This is a genomic window from Thalassovita litoralis, from assembly GCF_900182725.1.
Classification (GTDB): Bacteria; Pseudomonadota; Alphaproteobacteria; order Rhodobacterales; family Rhodobacteraceae; genus Thalassobius; species Thalassobius litoralis.
On sequence record NZ_FXTO01000042.1, the window covers coordinates 1 to 20,598 of the forward strand.

At 59.3% G+C, this 20,598-nt stretch carries 21 protein-coding genes; 10 read left to right on the forward strand and 11 right to left on the reverse strand.

All coding sequences use genetic code 11. From position 1 onward, the window contains the following. A partial coding sequence (locus tag FN828_RS21025) for an acetyl-coenzyme A synthetase N-terminal domain-containing protein (RefSeq protein ID WP_408033816.1) occupies positions 1-149 on the reverse strand: 149 nt, incomplete at its 3' end. Positions 150-546: 397 nt separating this feature from the next. Beyond that, on the reverse strand, positions 547-1,437 hold the full coding sequence (locus tag FN828_RS18545) for a hypothetical protein (protein WP_142494840.1): 891 nt from the start codon (positions 1,435-1,437) through the stop codon (positions 547-549). Between the two features lie 128 nt (positions 1,438-1,565). On the opposite strand from FN828_RS18545, the gene FN828_RS18550 reads away from it, so the two are divergent. After that, the gene (locus FN828_RS18550) at positions 1,566-2,375 is read left to right on the forward strand and encodes an enoyl-CoA hydratase/isomerase family protein (protein ID WP_142494841.1); all 810 of its coding nucleotides are present in this window, start codon (positions 1,566-1,568) and stop codon (positions 2,373-2,375) included. A gap of 116 nt (positions 2,376-2,491) precedes the next feature. Continuing rightward, positions 2,492-3,703 carry an acetyl-CoA C-acetyltransferase gene (locus FN828_RS18555; RefSeq protein ID WP_142494842.1) on the forward strand — a complete coding sequence of 404 codons (1,212 nt, stop codon included), beginning with the start codon at positions 2,492-2,494 and terminating at the stop codon, positions 3,701-3,703. 65 nt (positions 3,704-3,768) lie between these two features. On the opposite strand, the gene FN828_RS18560 is transcribed toward FN828_RS18555, so the two are convergent. The 4 genes from FN828_RS18560 to FN828_RS18575 are packed head-to-tail and all read right to left on the reverse strand — an operon-like array spanning position 3,769 to position 7,533. After that, complete coding sequence (locus FN828_RS18560) at positions 3,769-4,560, reverse strand: crotonase/enoyl-CoA hydratase family protein (RefSeq protein WP_142494843.1); 792 nt, start codon at positions 4,558-4,560, stop codon at positions 3,769-3,771. A 20-nt stretch (positions 4,561-4,580) separates the two neighbouring features. After that, on the reverse strand, positions 4,581-5,576 hold the full coding sequence (locus FN828_RS18565; RefSeq protein WP_142494844.1) for an acyl-CoA dehydrogenase family protein: 996 nt from the start codon (positions 5,574-5,576) through the stop codon (positions 4,581-4,583). Between the two features lie 12 nt (positions 5,577-5,588). Beyond that, positions 5,589-6,731 (reverse strand): acyl-CoA dehydrogenase family protein, encoded by a 1,143-nt coding sequence (locus tag FN828_RS18570; protein ID WP_142494845.1) that lies wholly within the window; start codon positions 6,729-6,731, stop codon positions 5,589-5,591. 19 nt (positions 6,732-6,750) lie between these two features. Next, positions 6,751-7,533, reverse strand: a complete 783-nt coding sequence (locus tag FN828_RS18575) for an SDR family NAD(P)-dependent oxidoreductase (protein ID WP_142494846.1) — start codon at positions 7,531-7,533, stop codon at positions 6,751-6,753. Positions 7,534-7,744: 211 nt separating this feature from the next. Between FN828_RS18575 and FN828_RS18580 the strand changes: the two genes are divergently transcribed. Genes FN828_RS18580 through FN828_RS18595 form a run of 4 tightly spaced genes read left to right on the forward strand, consistent with a single transcriptional unit; the run spans position 7,745 to position 11,494 of the window. Further along, positions 7,745-8,779, forward strand: a complete 1,035-nt coding sequence (locus FN828_RS18580) for a hemin-degrading factor (RefSeq protein WP_142494847.1) — start codon at positions 7,745-7,747, stop codon at positions 8,777-8,779. Further along, on the forward strand, positions 8,776-9,633 hold the full coding sequence (locus FN828_RS18585) for a heme/hemin ABC transporter substrate-binding protein (protein ID WP_142494848.1): 858 nt from the start codon (positions 8,776-8,778) through the stop codon (positions 9,631-9,633). Before FN828_RS18580 ends, FN828_RS18585 begins: the two co-directional genes overlap by 4 nt. Before the next feature lie 3 nt (positions 9,634-9,636). Beyond that, entirely contained in the window at positions 9,637-10,704 is a 1,068-nt protein-coding gene (locus FN828_RS18590; protein WP_142494849.1) for a FecCD family ABC transporter permease, read from the forward strand. A 1-nt stretch (position 10,705) separates the two neighbouring features. Further along, entirely contained in the window at positions 10,706-11,494 is a 789-nt protein-coding gene (locus FN828_RS18595; RefSeq protein ID WP_142494850.1) for a heme ABC transporter ATP-binding protein, read from the forward strand. Here FN828_RS18595 and aroQ read toward each other — a convergent pair whose 3' ends face one another. The 3 genes from aroQ to FN828_RS18610 all read right to left on the reverse strand — a co-directional run bounded on the left by aroQ (position 11,495) and on the right by FN828_RS18610 (position 13,868). Continuing rightward, positions 11,495-11,935 (reverse strand): type II 3-dehydroquinate dehydratase, encoded by a 441-nt coding sequence (gene aroQ, locus FN828_RS18600; RefSeq protein ID WP_142494851.1) that lies wholly within the window; start codon positions 11,933-11,935, stop codon positions 11,495-11,497. Between the two features lie 68 nt (positions 11,936-12,003). Next, on the reverse strand, positions 12,004-12,372 hold the full coding sequence (locus tag FN828_RS18605) for a DMT family transporter (RefSeq protein WP_142494852.1): 369 nt from the start codon (positions 12,370-12,372) through the stop codon (positions 12,004-12,006). Beyond that, positions 12,369-13,868 (reverse strand): UbiA family prenyltransferase, encoded by a 1,500-nt coding sequence (locus tag FN828_RS18610; RefSeq protein WP_185959089.1) that lies wholly within the window; start codon positions 13,866-13,868, stop codon positions 12,369-12,371. Before FN828_RS18610 ends, FN828_RS18605 begins: the two co-directional genes overlap by 4 nt. Before the next feature lie 160 nt (positions 13,869-14,028). Between FN828_RS18610 and FN828_RS18615 the strand changes: the two genes are divergently transcribed. Beyond that, entirely contained in the window at positions 14,029-15,693 is a 1,665-nt protein-coding gene (locus FN828_RS18615; protein ID WP_185959090.1) for an ArnT family glycosyltransferase, read from the forward strand. Between the two features lie 4 nt (positions 15,694-15,697). Here FN828_RS18615 and FN828_RS18620 read toward each other — a convergent pair whose 3' ends face one another. After that, a complete protein-coding gene (locus FN828_RS18620; protein ID WP_235891533.1) occupies positions 15,698-16,432 on the reverse strand; it encodes an acyl-homoserine-lactone synthase in 735 nt (244 codons plus the stop codon). A gap of 360 nt (positions 16,433-16,792) precedes the next feature. On the opposite strand from FN828_RS18620, the gene FN828_RS18625 reads away from it, so the two are divergent. The 3 genes from FN828_RS18625 (at position 16,793) to FN828_RS18635 (ending at position 19,828) form a co-directional block, all read left to right on the forward strand. Further along, positions 16,793-18,172, forward strand: a complete 1,380-nt coding sequence (locus FN828_RS18625; protein ID WP_142494855.1) for a sensor histidine kinase — start codon at positions 16,793-16,795, stop codon at positions 18,170-18,172. 115 nt (positions 18,173-18,287) lie between these two features. After that, positions 18,288-19,376 (forward strand): sensor histidine kinase, encoded by a 1,089-nt coding sequence (locus FN828_RS18630; protein ID WP_185959091.1) that lies wholly within the window; start codon positions 18,288-18,290, stop codon positions 19,374-19,376. A gap of 62 nt (positions 19,377-19,438) precedes the next feature. Continuing rightward, positions 19,439-19,828, forward strand: a complete 390-nt coding sequence (locus tag FN828_RS18635; protein WP_142494857.1) for a response regulator — start codon at positions 19,439-19,441, stop codon at positions 19,826-19,828. On the opposite strand, the gene FN828_RS18640 is transcribed toward FN828_RS18635, so the two are convergent. Then, a complete protein-coding gene (locus FN828_RS18640) occupies positions 19,825-20,598 on the reverse strand; it encodes a LamB/YcsF family protein (RefSeq protein ID WP_142494858.1) in 774 nt (257 codons plus the stop codon). The two genes, FN828_RS18635 and FN828_RS18640, sit on opposite strands and share 4 nt — an antisense overlap.

The window sequence follows — 20,598 nt, forward strand, 5'->3', positions numbered from 1 at the left end:
ACCTTGGTATAAGGCGTGAACCAATCCAGCCGCTTGCCATGCTCGCCCCAAAACCCCTCCGGGTCAGACACCGACGCCGCATACATCTCCTCATACCGCGCAGCATCAATATGCGCACCAGACGCAAACGAAGACGGAACTGGGTAAATCGATTCAGAAGCGGTTTCAGTAGTCACAACAAGGCTCCTCCCTTGGTCTTTGAAGTCGAAACCGGCCACGCGGGCCGGGCAGACAGCAATTATCTGCAATTCCGACAGATCATAACGGAAAATGAAAATATTGAAATAAGTACCGAATATAACAGGATTTATTTGTAAATTTCTTTCACAAGAAATTTTAATACTGTAAACGTTTCACAAATGACGCGGCGTAACCAATTCGGAAACAACACGAAACTGTGAAAACGCCGAAACCGCCCAAGCAGTTGCTTGCGCTATCAACAGCCCCACCTGATGATTACAGTGATTATACGGTGTCCTGCGGCAGATCGGCGCGGTATACATCTGCATACTACGCCGTTCAGATTCGCCCTAGAAGCGAGTCACCCTATAAAAGCCCGCGCAACCCCTGCGGCAGCACCACCTTGCGCGGGGCCTTGGACATGATCGCATGATCGACCACGGTTTTCTTGCCATCCGATTTGATCGCGCCATTCAGAATCTCTGCACAGGCGGCGAACCCATCTTGCACGGGAACCTCTGTGGCGCGGGCGAAATGGGCGAATTCCTTTTCCCGGATCATCGCCGGGTCGGACCAGTTGATCCAGAACCGTTTGCCCACGTTGGCCGGGGCGTCCGACTGATCGTTATGCGCCTTGGATTGGGCGACGATGTCCTGCCGTTCAGCCATGCGCTGCGCATAATCCGGGGTCACATAATGCAGGTGGAACAACAGCAATTCGGGGTCAATCGTGAATTTTCCCCGCACCAGCCCATGCCCGCCAATCGTATACACCACCCGCGACTTCACGATGCAGGGCTTGGTGTATTTCGCGCTTAGGATGGCCTGCGGATGCGCCGCCAATACGCCGCCGGACAGGTCCGCCACACCTTCGCTGGGGATCAGGTTCAACCCTATGGGCGACAGCGCCACCGTATCCGCCGGACTGGCGGCCAGATGTGCCTGCAACGATCCGCGTGACCCGACATAGGCAATCAGCTCATCCACATCGGTGCATATCACCCGGTCGTAAAACGCCAGCAATCCGTTTGTCACCCCGCCCAGCAGATCCCAGCGTCGCCGGTCCAGATCAATCGTCAGTTCCTCGCGCGGGATATGGATCACGTTGCAGCCCGCCGCGATGGCGTCGATCTTTGGGTCGCCGCCGTGGTTCAGCACATATAAGCACCGCTTATTCACATATCGCGCGTTATGGCTGACCCATTTTTCCAGCAACCAATAGTCGCGCCAAACCATCGTGACGAATGCCAGTTTCATGCAACCCTGCCTTTGCTGCCCTATCCCCGCTGTAGCACAGCCGCCCGCCACCGCATAGCGCCAACCGCTTGCAACAGCCGGAGATTAGTGAAAATAGTACACATACGAACTTTTCCGGAGGAGACCCGATGACCCTGCCCCCCATGCCGCAAGAACCCGCACAGGATGGCGCGCTATGCGTGTCCGAAACGCTGGGCGCGACCAGCCTGATCTGGCTGAACCAGCCACAGAAACGCAACGCCCTGTCGCCCGAATTGCGCGTGACCCTGCTGGACGAAATCCGCAAAGCATCCGAGGATGACGCCATCCGCGTGATCGTCATTGCCGGAACCCAAGGCTGTTTCAGCGCCGGGGGTGACATTTCCACGATGAAGGGCATCACCGCCGTCGCGGGCCGTGCCCGGATGCAAAAAGCTGCGGACCTGATGCGCGCTGTCATCGACTGCCCCAAACCCATCATCGCCGCTGTCGAGGGCTGGTCGGTTGGTGCGGGCCTGTCGCTGAGTGCGGCCTGTGACATCGCCATCAGTGGGCGGGACGCCAAATATTCGCTGCCCTTTGCCAAGCTGGGGCTGATGCCCGATCTGGCGTCGCTTTATACCATCCCCGCACGGATCGGCATGGGGCGCACAAAATGGCTGGCCTTTACCCGCCGCACCATTGGCGCACAGCAAGCAATGGAATGGGGTCTGGTCGAAGACGTGGTGGACACCGGCACCGCCCTGCAACACGCGCTGGCGATGGCCGACGAGATTGCCCAAGGCGCGCCGCTGACCAACACCTATACCAAGCAAATGCTGGCCCGCCTGCCGCTGCCGCTGCCCGAATTTCTGGCCGCTGAACGCGACGCACAGGCGATCCTGTACACGTCCGAGGATTTCGCCGAAGGCTACGCCGCCTTTTTTGAAAAGCGCAAACCCGTTTTCAAAGGGCGCTGACATATCTGGCGGTGCGGAAAGATACCGCACCGCCAAAAATTGTTCGGTTGCTAATTATTACTCTACGATCTATAAGTCACCTCAGCAGACAATGACCCTGCGCTGAGGAGAAAAGAATGAAAGACGTTGTGATCTGCGCCCCCTACCGGACCCCGGTCGGGCGCTTTGGCGGCCAGTTCCGTGACCTGCACGCTCATCAAATGGGGGCAACCGTCCTCAAGGGGCTGATCGAGCGCACAAAGCTGCCCGAAGATGCCGTGGACGACGTGATCTTTGCACAATGCTATCCGTCGATGGATGCCCCGGCGCTGGGGCGCGTGGTGGCACTGGACGCGGGCCTGCCGATCGAGGTGTGCGGCTATCAGATTGACCGCCGCTGTGGGTCTGGGCTTCAGGCCGTCATTAACGCCGTGATGCAGGTGGCCACAGGCGCATCGAATTTGGTTATCGCGGGCGGTGCGGAATCCATGTCCAACGCGCTGTTCTATTCCACCCAATACCGGCGCGGCGCCAAGGGCGAAGGCTTCAAATTCGAGGACGGGCTGTTCCGTGGTCGCCTGACGGCGGGCGGTAAAAACTATCCGGTGCCGGGCGGGATGCTGGAAACCGCAGAAAACCTGCGCCGCGATTATAACATTGGGCGTCAGGAACAGGATGAATTTGCCGTGGAATCCCATCGCCGCGCCGTGGCTGCGCAGAACGATGGCACGTTTGACGCGGAAATCATCCCCGTTACCGTTTCATCGCGTAAGGGCGACACCACCTTTGACAAGGACGAACACCCCCGTCCCGAGGCCGACATGGCCAGCCTGTCCAAGCTGAAAGCGATCCGCGCGGGCGTGGACGATCAATCCACCGTGACGGCGGGCAATGCCAGCGGTCAGAACGATGGGGCTTCGGCCTGTATCGTCACCACCCGCGAAAATGCCGAAAAGCTGGGGCTGACGCCGCTGGCGCGGCTCAAAAGCTGGGGCGTGGCCGGGGTTGCGCCGTCGCATATGGGCATCGGTCCGGTTCCGGCTGTCGCCAAGGCGCTGGCGCAGGCCGGTTTGGCGCTGAAAGACATTGACCTGATCGAACTGAACGAAGCCTTCGCCGCGCAGGTTTTGGCCTGCACCCGCGAATGGGGGTTCGGAGCGGACGATTTCCAGCGCATGAACGTGCATGGGTCGGGTATTTCGCTGGGCCATCCGGTCGGGGCCACGGGCGGGCGTATTCTGGCCACCCTGCTGCGCGAAATGCAGCGGCGCGAGGCATCTTATGGCATCGAAACCATGTGCATCGGTGGCGGTCAGGGTCTGGCCGCCGTGTTCGAGCGCGTCGCCTGATCCCACCGGATGAAAACAAAAAGGGGCCGAACGCGGCCCCTTTTCTTATGTCGCTGTCATAATGCTCAGCCGAAATTCGGTTTGCGCTTTTCCAAAAACGCGTTCACGGCTTCGGTATGTTCGGGCGTTGCATGGGCCAAGGCCTGATAGGCCGCCGACAATTCCAGCAAGCTATCCAGACGCGTCACCTGCCCTTCACGCAGCAAGCGTTTCGTCAGGCGCAGCGTCGGCCCCGGATTGGCCGCGATCCGATCCGCCAGTTTTCGGGCTTCGCCCATCAACTGATCGTCCGGCACCACGCGGCTGACCAGCCCACATGCCAGCGCTGCCTGCGCGTCCAGCATTTCCCCGGTAAAGGCCATTTCCGCCGCTTTCGACATGCCCACAACACGCGGAAGCAACCACGCGCCGCCATCGCCGGGGATCAGCCCGACCTTGATAAAGCTTTCCGCGAACCGCGCGCTTTCGCTGGCGACCCGGATGTCACACATACAGGTCAGATCACAGCCCGCGCCGATGGCGTACCCGTTCACCGCCGCAATCGTCGGCACCTCCAGATTATACATGGCCAGCGTCAGGCGCTGGATGCCTTCCTTGTATTCGGTACGGATCGGCATGACCGCCAGATCGGGGTTTTGGTACTTCTGCATGTCCTTCATGTTGCCACCGGCGGAAAACGCCGCGCCCGATCCGGTGACAATGACCACCCGCACGGATTTATCCGCCTCGATCCGGTTGATGGCGTCGATAAATTCATCCACGGCGGAATTGCCGGTCAGCGGGTTACGGTTTTCCGGGTCGTTCATTGTCAGGGTGACAATCGGCCCGTCCTGTTCATATTTCAGAAAATTCGCCACGTTTCTCTCCTCTCGAAACTTTACAGCGCCTCGGGCAGACGTTTGCCCGCGCTCATGTCCTGCACAAAGGCCAGCGGGGCCTTGTCCGTGGCCAGCACCGACCGCCCCAATTCCGCCGCCCAATAGGTTTCCCCGCCATAGGCCGCGCGGCCTTCGATCAGATGACGGGTCAGCAATTGCAGATCGTATTCTTCGGTAATGCCAATCGCCCCATGCACTGCATGGGCAATCGGCCCCACCTGCGCGGCGGCTTCGCCTACACGGGATTTCGCCACGGCAGTCGCGTCGCGGCTATCGGGCAAGGACAGCCCCAGTTGCGCCGCCATCCGCGCGGCATAGCATTGTTCGGCCATCACGCTAAGCTGTTGCTGAATCGCCTGCTGTTTGCCAATCGGTTTGCCAAACTGGATGCGATCCCCGGCATAGGCCACGGTCTGCGCCAGCAAATGCTGCATCGCCCCAGCCATTGTGGCCGCCGTCACCAGCGCCCCAACCGCCCGCCAATCCCGATCCGGCAGCGCAGTCGCTGCGGGCAGTTCCGACCACTGTAAATCTGCTGCCAGCGATCCATGCACCGCCGATGGGGTTACGGTGGCATCGGCACAGGGCAACAGGCACCACGCGCCGGATACCTGCGCCACCACCCAATCGGCCACCCGGCCATATGGCACGTTGCGCAGGGTCAGCCCCGCCGTCGTTTGCGCGGCACCTGCGGCAATGGCAATCGGCCCGGCCACAGTATCAGGTTCGGACAAAACCGCCCGCACCATCATGGTTTGCCCCAGCGGCAGCGGCACAGCCGCCGCCCCGGCCTGTAGCAGAACCACCCCCAAATCCGATGGGTGCAGCCCCGTGCCGCCTTGTGCCTCGGGGATCAGGGCATCGGCAAAACCGGCCTCTGAAATCGCCAACCACAGGGCACTGGCGTCGCCGCCTGCCTCGATCGCGCGGACCACATCGCCCCCGCAATGGGCGGCAAAGACCTGTTTGGCGCTGTCTTCCAACATGTTCGACATATCCCTGCCCCCTTATCGCAATCCAAGCCCGCGCGCGATCATCCCGCGCAGAATTTCCCGCGTACCGCCGCGCAACGAATAGCTGGGCGAAACCTGCGCCACATAGGCCGCAGCCGCCAGCAGATCGGCAGGCGGTTCCACCGCAGGATCAGCCGCCAGCGCATCCAGAACCTGACTGGGCAATTCCTGCTCAAAGGTCGTTCCCAGATCCTTGACCAGTGCCGCTTCGACGGCCGGGCTTTCGCCTGCGGCCAGCCGCGCCGTCACAGCCACCGTCAATTCACGCAGCACCGCCAGATGGGCCATCATCCGACCCACCCCCGCCGGGTTCGCTGCGGGTTGTCCGCGCAGCCAGTCCAGCCAGCCTTGCAACAGCACAATGCTGCTCAGGATACGTTCGGGGCCGGACCGTTCAAATGCCAATTCTGCCGTCACCTGCGCCCAACCGCTGCCTTCGTCCCCGATCAGTGTGTCATCTGGCAGGAACACATCCTCGAAAAACACTTCGGAAAAATGCGCATCCCCGGCCAGATCACGGATTTCGCGCACCGAAATGCCCGGCGATTTCAGGTCGATCACGAATTGCGACAGCCCCTTATGCCGATCCTCGGCCTTGCCCGAGGTCCGCACCAGCGCGATCATGTAATGCGACCGGGGCGCGTTCGTCGTCCAGATTTTCTGACCGTTCAGTTTCCAACCGCCATCGACCTTTTCGGCGCGGCTGCGCACGCTGGCCAGATCAGACCCCGAATTCGGCTCGCTCATCCCGATGCAAAAGAAGCTTTGGCCCGCGCAAATCCCCGGCAGATAGCGCTGTTTTTGCTCTTCCGATCCGAACCGCTGAATCAGCGGGCCGCTTTGCCGATCCGCGATCCAATGCGCAGATACCGGCGCACCGGCGGCCAGCAATTCTTCGACGATCACGAAACGGCGGAAAAACCCGGCCTCTTGCCCGCCATATTCCTTGCGGATGGACAGGCCCAGCCAGCCGCGTTCGGCCATCTTACGGCTGAAATCGGCAGAAAACCCCATCCATGACCGCGCCTTTTGCGCCGGGGTCATCCCGGCGGTTTCGGCCAATGCAAAGGCGCGAACCTCGGCTCGCACAGCTTCATCCCCGGCCGGAATGGCCGAGAGCGGCAATTCATGCAACATCCCTTTTCCTCCTGTCGGATCAACCGCCTGCGATGGTGGTGCCGCCATCGACAACCATCACCTGCCCCGTCATATAAGCCCCCGCTTTCGAGGCCAAAAACACCGCCGCCCCCGCGATTTCGTCGGGGTTGCCGATGCGCCGCAGCGGCGTCACCGTTTCAAAATATCCCAGCGTCTTTTCGTTATCCCAAAGCGCCTTGGAAAAATCGGTTTTGATCAGCCCCGGCGCGATACAGTTGACGCGGGTATTCTGTGGTCCCAATTCCACCGCCAAATTGCGCGCCATCTGCATATCTGCCGCTTTCGAGATATTATAAGCCCCGATCGTATCAGACCCGACCAGCCCGCCGATGGACGACACGATAACAATCGCGCCATCCTTGCGTTCAGCCATTTGCGGGCGGACCATTTGCACCAGCCAGTGATTTGCCAGCACGTTATTATCCAGCACCTTGCGGAACACGTCATCTTCGATCCCCGAACTGGGACCGTAATAGGGATTGGTGGCCGCATTGCAGACCAGAATATCAATCCGCCCCCATGCCGCCAGCGTGGCATCCACCATCGCCTGTAGACTGCCCTTGTCGGAAATATTGGCGGGCAAAGCGATAGCAGCCTCGCGCCCTTGTTTGGCGTTGATCGCTGCGGCCACGTCCTCGCACAGGGGGGCCTTGCGCGATGAGATCACCACATTCGCCCCCGCATCGGCCAGCCGCTCGGCAATCGCCCGCCCAATTCCGCGCGACGATCCGGTGACAATGGCCACCTTACCTGTCAGATCGAAAAGCTCTTGTTTTGGCATCTTCTCCTCCCCTTCGGGGGCAGAGTGAAACACGGGAAACAAGAACACAAGCGGATTATTCACATGCGCATTATTTTCAAGGCTTGCGCTTCGGATTTTACATGAGTATTTAACTCAACAATTCAGTGATCTTTCACTGGCGATCCAGCACAACAGGGTTCCCCCGTTCAGCCAGGCGCATCCCCACGCAACCTGACGACCGGAGACACCAATGCCCACGCTGGACCCGCAAAATATCCGCACCCTACGCCAACAACACCCCGACAAACGCGCCCGTGATTTTGCCGATCAGTTCGGCTTGGCCGAGGCACAGCTTCTGGCCGCCCATGTCGGTCAGGGTGTGACGCGTATCAGCGCCGATCCTGACGTGCTGTTCCCCCGGCTGACCGATCTGGGAACAGTCATGGCCCTGACCCGGCTTGACGCCTGCGTTCACGAAAAGGTGGGGGTTTATGACAAATACCATTCTGGCCCCCACGCCGCGATGGTGCTGAATGACGACATCGACCTGCGGATTTTCCCAAAATACTGGCACACGGCCTTTGCAGTGGATCAGAACGGCAAACGGTCGATACAGGTGTTCGATGCCGCCGGGGACGCGGTGCATAAGATTTTCCTGCGCGACGGTTCCAATCACGCTGCCTGGGAAACGCTGGTTCTGGAACTGGCCTTGGCCGATCAGTCCCAGAACCAGCCGGTTTCCCCGCGCGTGCCAACCGAACCCGCGAAATCCCGCCCCGAACGCGCCGATGATCTGCGCGCGGATTGGCAAGCCATGACGGACACCCATCAGTTCCTAAGCCTTGTCAGCCGCCAGAAAATGAACCGGCTGGGGGCATACCGCGTTGCCGGTGCGCCCTTTGTGCGGGCATTGGCCCCGTCCTCGATTGCGACCTTGCTGGACCGTTTGGGGGAAACCCATGTGCCCGTGATGATTTTCGTGGGCAATCGCGGCTGTATTCAGATCCATTCCGGCCCGGTGACGAACATCAAACCCATGGGGCCGTGGCTGAATGTGCTGGATCAGGGGTTCAACCTGCATCTGCGCGGCGACAAGGTGGCCGAGGTCTGGGAGGTCCGCAAACCCACCCGCCGCGGCGAGGCGCTGTCAGTCGAAGCCTTCGATGCCGATGGCGGGCTGATCCTGCAAATCTTTGGCCACCCCAAATCCGATGCCCCCGAAGCCGCAGACTGGCCGAAACTGGTGGCCGACCTGCCAGATGCCAAGGCGGTGGTCTGCGCATGACCCGCTTTGCCCTGCTTCATGCGGTGCTGTTTACGGCGCTTCTGTCCTGTCTGGGGTTGGCGGCACGCGCCGATCAGGCGCAGCGCGTCCTGTCCATTGGCGGCACGATCACTGAAATCATCTATGCCCTTGGGCAACAGGATCGCCTGATTGGGCGCGATACAACATCGTCCTACCCCCAAGACGCGCAATCGCTGCCGGATGTCGGCTATATGCGCCGCCTGTCCCCCGAGGGTGTACTGGCCCTGAACCCCGATCTGATTTTGGCCGAAGAAGGATCAGGCCCGCCTGAAACCATCGCCCTTCTGAAAGAGGCGGCAATCCCCTTTCAGACGATCCCCGGCGGGTTCGACGCCGATAGTATCAGCGCCCGGATCATGGCCGTGGCACAGGCGCTGAACGTCGCGGACCGGGGCGCCACGCTGGCAGATCAGGTGCGCACCCAACTGTCCGCCGCAGCCGCGCAGATCGGCACAGGCCCGGCCCCGAAAACCCTGTTTATCCTGTCCTTGCAGGGCGGGCGTGTGCTGGCCAGCGGAACAGGCACCGGGGCCGATGCCATGATCGCACTGGCAGGCGGGCAAAACACCATGACTGCATTCAGCGGCTACAAACCTGTCACGGACGAGGCGCTGATTGCAAATCCCCCCGACGTGATCCTGATGATGGACCGCGCGGGCGGCCCGGCGGAACAGATCGAAACCCTGCGCACCCTGCCCGCGCTGATGAACAGCCCGGCCGTGCAAAATAACCGCATTGTAGCAATGGACGGGCTGCTGATGCTGGGCTTTGGCCCCCGGATCGGACAGGCCGTCACTGACCTGTCCGAAAAACTGACCAGCGCGGGGCATTAAGCCATGAGCCTTGCCGATACATCCCCCTTACAGGCAGGCGACCGTTCCGGTTTGGCCCGGCAGGTGCGGTTGGGTCTGATTACCCTGCTGATCGTAATCAGCCTGTCCAGCCTGACGCTGGGCGCGTCCGGTGTATCGCTTTGGCGCGGACTGGAGGCAATGCTGGCAGGCGACGCCCTGCCCATGCGGGACCGGATCGTGTTGCTGGACATTCGCCTGCCGCGCCTGTTGATGGGGCTTCTGGTCGGCGCATCGCTGGCGGTATCCGGTGCCGTGCTGCAAGGGCTGTTTCGCAACCCGCTGGCCGACCCCGGTCTTGTCGGTGTCAGCGCCGGGGCCGGATTGGGGGCAATCGTGGCAATCGTGCTGGGCGGGGTCCTACCCCCCGCAATTGCCGGATTTCTGGGCTATGCGCTGGTGCCGGTCGCCGCGTTTTTCGGCGGCTGGGCGGCGGTTGTCATTTTATATTTCATCGCCACCCGCAGCGGGCGGACATCCGTGGCAACGATGCTTCTGGCAGGGATCGCATTAGCAGCCATGACAGGGGCGCTGTCCGGCATTTTCGTCTATCTGGCCGATGACAGCCAGTTGCGCGATTTGACCTTTTGGGGGCTGGGATCGTTGGCCGGGGCGACATGGACCAAACTGTTCGCCGCGGCCCCGCTGATGCTGGTCGCTTTGCTGACAGCGCCCCTGCTGGCACGCGGGCTGAATGCGCTGGCCTTGGGCGAAGCCGCAGCCGCCCATATGGGTCTGCCGGTGCAGCGGGTGAAAACCGCCGCCATCCTGATCGTCGCCGCAGCGGTGGGGGCGGCAACGGCTGTCAGTGGCGGGATTGGGTTTGTCGGGATCGTGGTGCCGCATCTGCTGCGGCTGCTATCCGGCCCCGATCATCGGTATCTGCTGATCAATTCGGCGCTGTTGGGGGCCAGCCTGCTGGTGGGGGCGGACATGATCAGCCGCACCCTGATCGCCCCGGCAGAACTGCCGATCGGCATTGTCACCGCCACCTTGGGCGGGCCGTTTTTCCTGTGGATTTTGCTGCGCCGCCGTGGCGTGCTGGAGGTCTGAAATGTTGGAAGCCCTGAATATCGGCGTCACGCTGGGCGGGCGCAATATCCTGCATGACGTGCATTTCTCCGCCCGCCCCGGCGAACTGACCGTGATTGCCGGGCCGAACGGGTCGGGTAAATCCACGCTGCTAAAGGCCATGACCGGGGAAATCGCCTGTTCGGGACATATCACCCTGAACGGCCACGACATCCGCACCACGAAGCCGTGGAAGCTGGCGGCCCAGCGGGGTGTCCTGCCCCAGCATACGCCGCTTGCCTTTCCTTTCACCGTGGCCGAGGTGGTGCGGATGGGCCTGCGCCGCAGCACAGAACTATCCGGCGCGGCCCTGATACCACAGGCCTTGGCCCGTGTCGGATTACCCGGATACGAAGGCCGCCTGTACCAAGACCTGTCCGGCGGCGAACAACAACGCACGCAACTGGCCCGCGTACTGGCGCAGGTCTGGACACCCAAAGACGATGACGGCCCGCGCTGGCTGTTTCTGGATGAACCTGTGTCCAGTCTGGACATCGCGCATCAATTGCAGGTGATGCAGATCGCCCGTGACTATGCGGATGCAGGTGGGGGTGTGGTGGCCGTGATGCACGATCTGAACCTGACCGCGCTTTATGCCGATCAGATGACCCTGATCAGCAAGGGCCGCGTTCACGCCACCGGCACCCCGGCGCAGGTGATGCAGGACGGCATTCTGTCATCGGCCTATGACTGTGCGCTGCGGGTCAACGCCGCCCCCACCGGGGCCACGTTCCTGTTACCCCATGCAGCGCTTGGGCTGGCGGCAGAATGATCAGCCCGCCAGCAGGCCGCCCAAATGGCGTGTGGCCAGCGCGTAGCCGTCGATGCCGAACCCAGCCATCACCGCATCGGCCCGTTGACTGACATAGGAATGATGGCGGAACGCCTCGCGCTTGTGGACCTGCGAAATATGCACTTCGACCACCGGGCCATCGAACGTGTTCAGCGCATCCAGTATCGCAACCGAGGTATGCGTGAACGCCGCTGGATTGATCACGATCCCGGCGGCATTTTCCCGCGCTTCGTGAATCCAGTCGATAATCTGGCCTTCCCAGTTGGATTGCAGCAGGCGAATGCTCAGCCCGAATTCTGCGGCGACAGCGGCGCAATTGCGCTCTACATCGTCCAGCGTGTCATGCCCGTAGATTTCGGGCTGACGCTTACCCAACAGGTTCAGATTGGGACCGTTCAGGATATAGATGGTTTTGGTCATGGCGTTCTTCTGGCTTGCGTGTTGCGTCTTTATGGGCCTTTGGGCGGCAACTGTTAAGCCCTAAACCCCTACCCGGCCCACGCCATAACGACCAGCCCCGCCACGATCAGCCCGATCCCCAGAACGCGGGCAGCGTTTACCGGCTCTCCTAATACCAGCATCCCCGACATCGCAACCATTACAAAGCTCATTGCGACAAAGGGATAAGCCAAGGACAAATCCAACCGTTTCAGCGCGAACAGCCACAGCACGGTGCCAACACCGTACAGTGCCAGCCCCCCCAGCACCCAAGGCGAAAACAGCATGGCCAGCGCCTTGCCCAGCAGGCCTGCCCCGGCATCCGGGGCCACGCGCGACACGCCCAGTTTGAATGCGGTCTGCGCCACGGCGGAAATCGCCACGCTGATAAACACAAGGGCAAAGCTGGCAAAGGTCATGCGAATATCCAGTCCGGCTGAAAGTTACGGGCAAGCAGGATCACCAGAACCACCAAAACCACTGTGATCTGGCTGATCCGATCCTTGATTGCAAATACCACGGGGTCATCCCCGACCTTGCCCCGGCTGGCCCACATCCATGTGCGATACGTCCAGAACATCATCAGCGGCACCGCCAGCCACAACGCCTGTGGAAACGCATACAACTGCTGCACCTGCGGGCTGGCCATATATTGCGCCAGTGTCAGCAACGACAACGCCCCATTAGCAATGCCAAAGGTCTGCACGATGGTCAGATCAGACGCCTGATAATTGCGCGACGGCAGTTTGCGATCATGCCCCACACGTGCCAGTTCGATATAGCGTTTCATATAGGCAAGGCTTAGGAAAAAGAACAAAGAGAAGCTAAGCAGCCATTCGCTGGGAACGATCATACAAGCCGCCGCCCCGGCCACGATCCGCATCGTATACAGTAAGGCCAAGACCACCACATCCACGGTGGAATATTGCTTTAGCCACAGCGAATAGGCCGAGGTCAGCGCCATATAGGCCAACAACACCAGACCAAAAACCAATCCCATCCCGCCAAAGGCCAGCAGCATTGCCCCCAGCGTCATCGCCGCCGCAGCCATAACCCCGGTCACGGGCCGCAGCGTCCCCGCCGCAAACGGGCGATGACGTTTGGTCGGGTGAACGCGGTCTGCATCTATATCCACCAGATCATTGATCAGATAGACCGAGGAGGCGCAGAGCGAAAACGCCACAAAGGCCAACAAAGCCAGCAAAAGCATCGCCGGATCGGTGTAGCTATGCGAAACGATCAGGGGCAGGAACACCAGCACGTTCTTTACCCATTGATGCGGGCGCATGGCTTTCCACAGGGCGCGCGCCTGACCTTGATCTGCGGGAACCACCAGCGCGGCTTTGTCCTCATGCGCTGCCGCATAGGCACGCGCCGGGCCGGTTGGCGCAACAAATCCGGGCCGTTCCGCAGCCTGCCAGATTGGAATATCCGCGCCGGAATCCCCCAGATATTCAAACGGCCCGCCCCCGCAATACGCTTGTATTGCCGCCAATTTCACAGCGCCTTTCAGGTTACGGCCCATGTCCGAGGCCAAAATACCATCGAATAATTGCAGATAGTCCGCCACCGCCTGCGCCACCTGCGTATCCGCGGCGGTCGCCAGAATAACCGGACGACCCTGTTTGCGGGCTTTGGCGATATAATCCAGCACTTCGGGCCGATAGGGCAACAAGTCGGCGCGAAATTCGACCACCTGCGCGGAAACCGCCTTCAGGCGGTTGCGCCCCTGCATTGCCGCCCCCGCCAAAGCCCCAATATGGCGTATCCCGGCCAACCCACGCACCAGCAATTCCTGCGCCACGTCGGTACGCACCAGCGTTCCGTCCAAATCCACGAAAAGCGGCATGGCGCCCTGTATCTTCGGGGCCAGTCTTGGTTTGTCCTGCGTCACGTTCTGCCTCAGTTCGGTCACACGGGGGCTGTAACAGCCCTTACTCATCCTCATACAATCAGGCCGGTTTACGCAATGCCAGAGCGCCTGTAGACTTGCCCCGACTGCTTTTCCAATCTGATCCTTTTCACAGCTATCTACAAAGAACATGGCAAAATTCAGCGCGATTCTAGGACTTTTTTTGCTGGCACTTCTGCTGCGCGCCACCGGGGCCGATTATGGCTATTTTCATGGCGATGAACGTATCAACGAAGCCGCCAAGGTGCTGACGGGGCAATTGGTGCCGGGTCAGTTTTTCTATCCGCCATTCATCAACTATCTGAACGCGGTGGCGCTGGCCGGATTATTTCCGGTGGGCATGGTGGCAGGCTGGTGGGACAGTCCCGGTAGTTTCCGGGCGCAATATTTTGACGACCCGACCGTATTTTATGTCACGGCCCGCTATGTCACCGCCCTGTGCGGCGCGGCGCTGGCCCCGTTGTTTTACGCCATCGCCCGCACGCTACGACTGCCCCAACCTGCGGCACTGGCGCTTGGGCTGTTGGGCGCATTGTTCCCGCTGGGGGTTTTTCTGGGCCACATCGCCAAGGGCGATACCGCATTGGCCACCTGTACCGTCGCCGTTTTCTTTGCCCTGCTGAAACGGCTGGACGCCGACACACCACGCCGTTGGGACATCGCCACCGGGCTGATGGTGATGCTGGCGCTAAGTTTCAAGCAATCGGCAATCTTCATCCTTGGGCCGCTGGGTCTGGCCTATCTGATCCTGATCGCCCGATCCGAGGGTCTGGGGCGCGGCCTGCGGTCACTGGGTTTGGCGCTGCTGGTCGTGGTCATCCTGTGGCCACTGTTGAATATCGGGCTGATGATGGATTTACGCGGTTTTCTGGATTACCAGAACATTCAGGCCGTTATGTCCGTTCAGGCCGAGGATGCATTGCGCCGGGGCTTGGAAACATTCAGCCAACGCACGATCGAACTGGTCTTTGGCCTGAACCCGATCATGGCGCTGACCGCTGTGCTGACGCCCCTGCTGATCCTGCTGCCGCAAAACCGCCTGCCATATAAACCCGCGCTGTTGGCGATCTGGTCCAGCCTGACCATTGCCACGTTGATCGTTTGCGCCCTGACCGGGGCGCGGCAACCCGAACATCTGTGGGTGGCGAACTATGCCGGGTATCTTCTGTTGGGCGGGCTGGCGCTGGCGGGGCTGATGCGATGCCCGGACCGCGCAATTGCGATGACCGCGACGCTGACCCTTTGCGCGGGCCTGATCCTGACGGCTTGGGGTGCGGTGCAACCCGTCAGACAAGCACTGGCAACGCCAATTATTGATCAGACCGACGATTTTATACGTACCCGGTTAAGTGATCGAAAAATCCTGACTTCGATGACCACGCACCTGCCCCAAGCCCCCGCCGCATGGGACATCGAACAGGCCCGGATGGAACGGCTGGCCGACAAATACAACGTAGCCTTGCCAGAACGCGCCGCCGAACGGCAACACCTGCGGGATCAGGCTGGTGAAATCTTCTATGTCAACATGCCCGGTGTGATGTACGGGCTGGAAAATGTGGATGAAGACGACGTGACCTATAAGGTGCAGGCCCATGCCTGGCCCCTGCAAAAAGAGGAATGGCACCTGCCCTATTGGCGCAATCAGGGCTATGACATCATTATCACCCGTGATCTGAGCTTTTTCCTGAACGACAGCCCTTCGGACCTGCAACGGAATTTCTATGCCGATCTGACCCGGACTTGCCGCAACATTGCGCATTTCGATCCGGTCAAGCCGCTGTATCTGGAACAGGCTGTCGATATTTTTGATTGCGTCAGGCAGCCCTGAACGATCATTGGGAAAATCTGTTGGCATTGAACAGTGCGGCCTGACTGGTCACACCGTCAATCGAAAACTTGCGCCCCACCGGCACCGCATCCAGATCCATCCGCCGCAACCAGCGCGACCAGACAGACGGCACGATCCCGATCACGTGGCTGGCCCCCATTTCACGGGTCCGCGCCACCATCTGCCCCATGATCACGCTTTGCACCTGCAACCGGCGCGAGGATGGGACATCTTCGGCAATAAACAAACGCGAAGCTTCGACGATACGCCGTTCCACCGGGGCGTCGATGAACAGGCAGTCCTGAGGGATACTGTCCAGCAGCCCCCGCTGCGCATCGCGCAACATGTACGTGTAGATGCCACATTGGGCCGTGGTCGGCAGCAACCGAAACCCGCCCAGAACTTCGCCATATTCATGGACAGCCACCCAGCGGCATTGCGGCGTGTCGTATTGGTCAAACTCCATCCCGTCGGTATGGGGCAAATCCCAATGCAGACGGTCAATAAAGGTGCGTTTGCGCGCCTTTAGAAAATCCACCAGCAAATCGCCATACTGGCTGACATTGGTAAAAGACATCATGGTGGATTTCACATGACCAAGCGGCGCAACGCCGGGGCGCTTCGTCGTTTTCCGGTCAGCGGCATCGGATTTGGCCGTTTTTGCTGGCGCAACCGGCTCGAGTTCAGGAAATACCTGCCAAGAGCGCGATATATTTTCCTCGACGACAACGTGTTTCATGTCCTGCCCGATCTTTTTTGCCGTAGTTTTAAGACTGTTAGCGGATCAGTCATCTTAAATTTTCTTAGTTTTCACCAAAAAAACGCCACAATGATGTAGGGGCAACACATATCGTCACGTAAAGGTTGCTAAACACCCGCGAAAATATCCCCGAGCGAGTCACAGCGCGACCAAAACGTGCATGGATAACCCCCCACCATGCTACCAATAAGTGTACCATACCGATTGGCGTCGACCAAAGATAAATGTTGTCCGTATTTTTACGGGCGGCAAAAAACTGCACAACCTGCCGAATTTTCGCCAATATCGTTAATTAGATATGAATGGCGACAGGCAGGAAACGATACGGCTCAACACAGAATGGCACTCCGGGTACATCTCAGAAAGTTCCGAAAGGACTGGCTCCGGCCTGATCGGCTGGAACGCCAGATCAAGGACTACATGGATGCCACCACCTCTTTGTTGTGGCAGCGTCAGGCCATTTTTTTATCGGCAACATTGCTGACCGCTTTCTATTTTGACCCCAAGATTTCATTCCTGTCCTATATGGGTGTCTTATTTGCCGAAACGCTGGACTTGTTTCTGGCCCGGCGGATTCGTTTATGGGACGGGAACCCAAAACAATCTTTGGCCTATCTAAAGGCCATCCTGTTTAACACCGTCGTCAGTTCCACAGCGATTTGCCTGTTCATCATCATGGTGGCACGGCAACAGCATGAAGGCGGGCATTTCACACCGCTATTCTTTTTGTTCGCGGCGGCCCTGTTCGCGGCCATGAATAACCATCAGGTTTTGCCTGCGCTGGCGGTGCGGTTGATCATCTATGCCGGAACCTTCGTGTATATCGCGTTGATGGATATTCTGCGCACCTATCCCCCCATAGACTCGAGCCCCTGGCTGGAGTTTTTCACGATCCTGTTCGTGATGTATTTCATTATCGACATCTCGATCCAGTTTTTGAAAATGTACCGCGCAGGTGTCCGTCAGCTTGAAGAGCTGCGCCGCGAACATGAACGCACGTTGGCCGCGCTGACCGTGAAATCGCAATTCCTGTCCACCGTCAGCCACGAATTGCGCACGCCGCTAACCTCGATCAAGGGGTCTTTGGATCTGGTGAACAAAGGCACATTGGGAGCCATCCCGCCTACCCTTGCGCCGGTTCTGGAAATCGCGGGTAAAAACAGCGTCCGGCTGGCCAATCTGATTGACGATCTACTGGATCTGCAAAAATTCGAAGCTGGCGAGATGGTATTCAACTTTGAACCGCTGAATGTCCGCCGTCTGCTGCAAGAAGCCATCGAGGCAAATTCAGGCTTTGCCCGCAGTCTGGGTATTGATGTGAAACTGTTGCCCACGAATGAACAGCTGACTATTCACGGCGACCGTTCCCGTCTGATGCAAGTGCTGGCCAATCTGTTGTCCAATGCGGTGAAATTTTCAAACGAAGGCGGCCATGTCGACCTGCGCGCCCGCGCTGATGGTTCTGATGTCGTCATTTCCATAATAGATTATGGCGTTGGCATCCCGCCCAACAGCGAAGAACGCGTTTTCGGGCAATTTACCCAGATCGATTCATCGGACCAGCGCAGGGTCGGCGGCACCGGGCTGGGCATGAATATTTCGCAACAAATCGTCGAACGGCACAAGGGAACACTGGAATACGCCAGCACCCTGAGCGAAGGCACGACCTTTTTCCTGACTTTGCAGCGCCATACCCCCAACCCCAACGAGGAAGGATAGAAAATGTCCTGCTCAGACATACCATAAGCCCCTTTCAGCCCAAAATACCCAAGGATTTCACCCCTTTTTTGCAGCCGTATCCGGCCGCCCTAATGTATAGGTTTCGATGAGTACCATGTTACAAACGCCCGACACGCCCAATCTGCAAAGCTATCTCTCTGACATCCTCGAAGAACTGCATGACGAGGTATATGTCTACGACGCCAGTTCCCTGCGATTGATCTATGCGAACCGCACGGCCAGATTACGCTGTGACTGGTCATTGCACGATGTCCCTGACAAAAAGATTACCGACAGTTCAGACGATTTCGACGTTGGCATTTTCCAAAGCCATGTCGAACCGCTGCGTCTGGGCATGACAGATGCAGTTACCATTCAGGCCATACACGAAAAGGGGCTGGTGGAAATCACTACGCGCCTGCTGACCGCGCTAGAGGGGAACCCGGTTTTCGTATCGGTGCTGCGCGACCGCGAACCCCGCCGCCAACTGGAACGTGCGCGCAAACAGGCGTTTTCCGAAATTGTGCATGACCTGCGCACGCCGCTGACCTCGATCATGGGGGCGTTGAAACTGCTGGATTCGGGCCGGATGGGGGATTTGCCGCCACAGGCGCAATCGCTTCTGGCATTGGTGCAGCGGAACGCTGATACGATGCTGACCACAGTCAGCGATATTCTGGACCTGCAAAAGCTAAAGACCCACCCAGACGAAGCCGAAGAAGAACTGGAAGAGGTGGAACTGGTCGCCCTGATCAAGGATGCCGTTGCCGCCCATATCGGCTATTGCGCCGTCCATAACGTTTCCATTGATATTGCGGCCATGCCGAAAGAGGCGTGGATTCGCGGCTTGCCGATCCGGTTGCATCAAATGCTGGCCAATCTGCTGTCGAATGCGATCAAGAACTCTCCGACCGGGGATGTCGTGGGGCTGGAATTGCGCGAAAATGGCGACAACTGGCAGATTCGGATCATCAACGGCGGGCCGGGTATCCCCGAACATCTACGGGATCGAATTTTCGACAATTACGTGCATAGCGCGGCCACATCTGACGCGAAGGTTAAAGGCACCGGATTGGGTTTGGCAATCTGTAAGAAAATTATCAAAACCCACGGTGGAGAAATTGGATTTTCATGCCATACTGGCGAAAGAACCCAGTTTTTCGTGGACATTCCCCAAACGATACCGTCCATTGGGCAGACATAAAAATAATCGCCGCCAATCAGTTAATCGGTGTGCAACACGGGCAGAACAGGACGCGGCACCGGATGGAAGATCTGAAAAGAATCCTACATGTCGATGACGACGAAGACATCCGCGTAATCGTGAAGATGGCGCTGGAGCTGATCGGCCAATTTGAAGTCGCACAGTTTTGCTCGGGTGCCGAAGCCCTGAAACATGCGGCGGATTTCAATCCCCAGATGTTCCTTCTGGATGTTATGATGCCTGAAATGACGGGCGAAGAAACATGGAAAGCCCTGCGCCAAATTCCGGGGCTGGAAAAAACCCCGGCGATCTTTCTGACCGCCAAGGCCGAAGCGTCTTTTGCCCAACGGCTACTGGATCAAGGATGCCTTGCGGTGATCACCAAACCCTTCGATCCCGTTGATTTATGCGCCCGGCTATCGCAGCACTGGGCAGACCTTCAGGCGGGCTAAAGCCGTTCGCCGCTGAACCGCGTGACTGTTACACCATTCGATTCCAGCGTTCCGCGGACGGATCGGGCGATCTGAACCGCCGTTGGGGTATCCCCATGCAGACAGATGGTATCAATCCGGGTCGGGATATGCGCGCCGCTTTCGGTGATGATCGCCCCGGCCCTGACCATTTCCAGCATCCGCTGCCCTGCACGTTCCGGATCATGGATCACCGAACCCGACAAGCTGCGGTCCACCAGCGTTGCATCGTCGTTATAGGCGCGATCCGCGAAAATCTCGCAGGCGGTGCGACAGCCCAGTTCCGCCGCCGCCGCGTTTTGTTGCGTTCCCGCCAGAACCATGATGATGATATCCGGGTCCACCTCCAGCGCGGCGCGATAGCAGGCCAACGCCATCGCTTTATCCTCGGCAGCCATATTCGCCAGCGCACCGTGTAATTTCAGATGCCGCACCGCGCCACCATTCACCCGTGCCATCGTCTGTGCGGCCCCGAATTGATAGCGCACCAGATTGGCCAGACTATCCAGTGGCACATGCATCCGCCGCCGCCCGAACCCCTGCAAATCGGGAAAGCCGGGATGCGCCCCGATCCCTACATCGTTTTGCACCGCCAGTTTCATCGTGGTGGCCATCGTGTCCCAGTCGCCCGCATGAAACCCACAGGCGATATTGGCGGAACTGACCACGCCCAACAGCGCCGCATCGTCCCCCATGCCCCACGGGCCAAAGCTTTCGCCCATATCGGCGTTCAGATCGACTGTCAGTGTCAT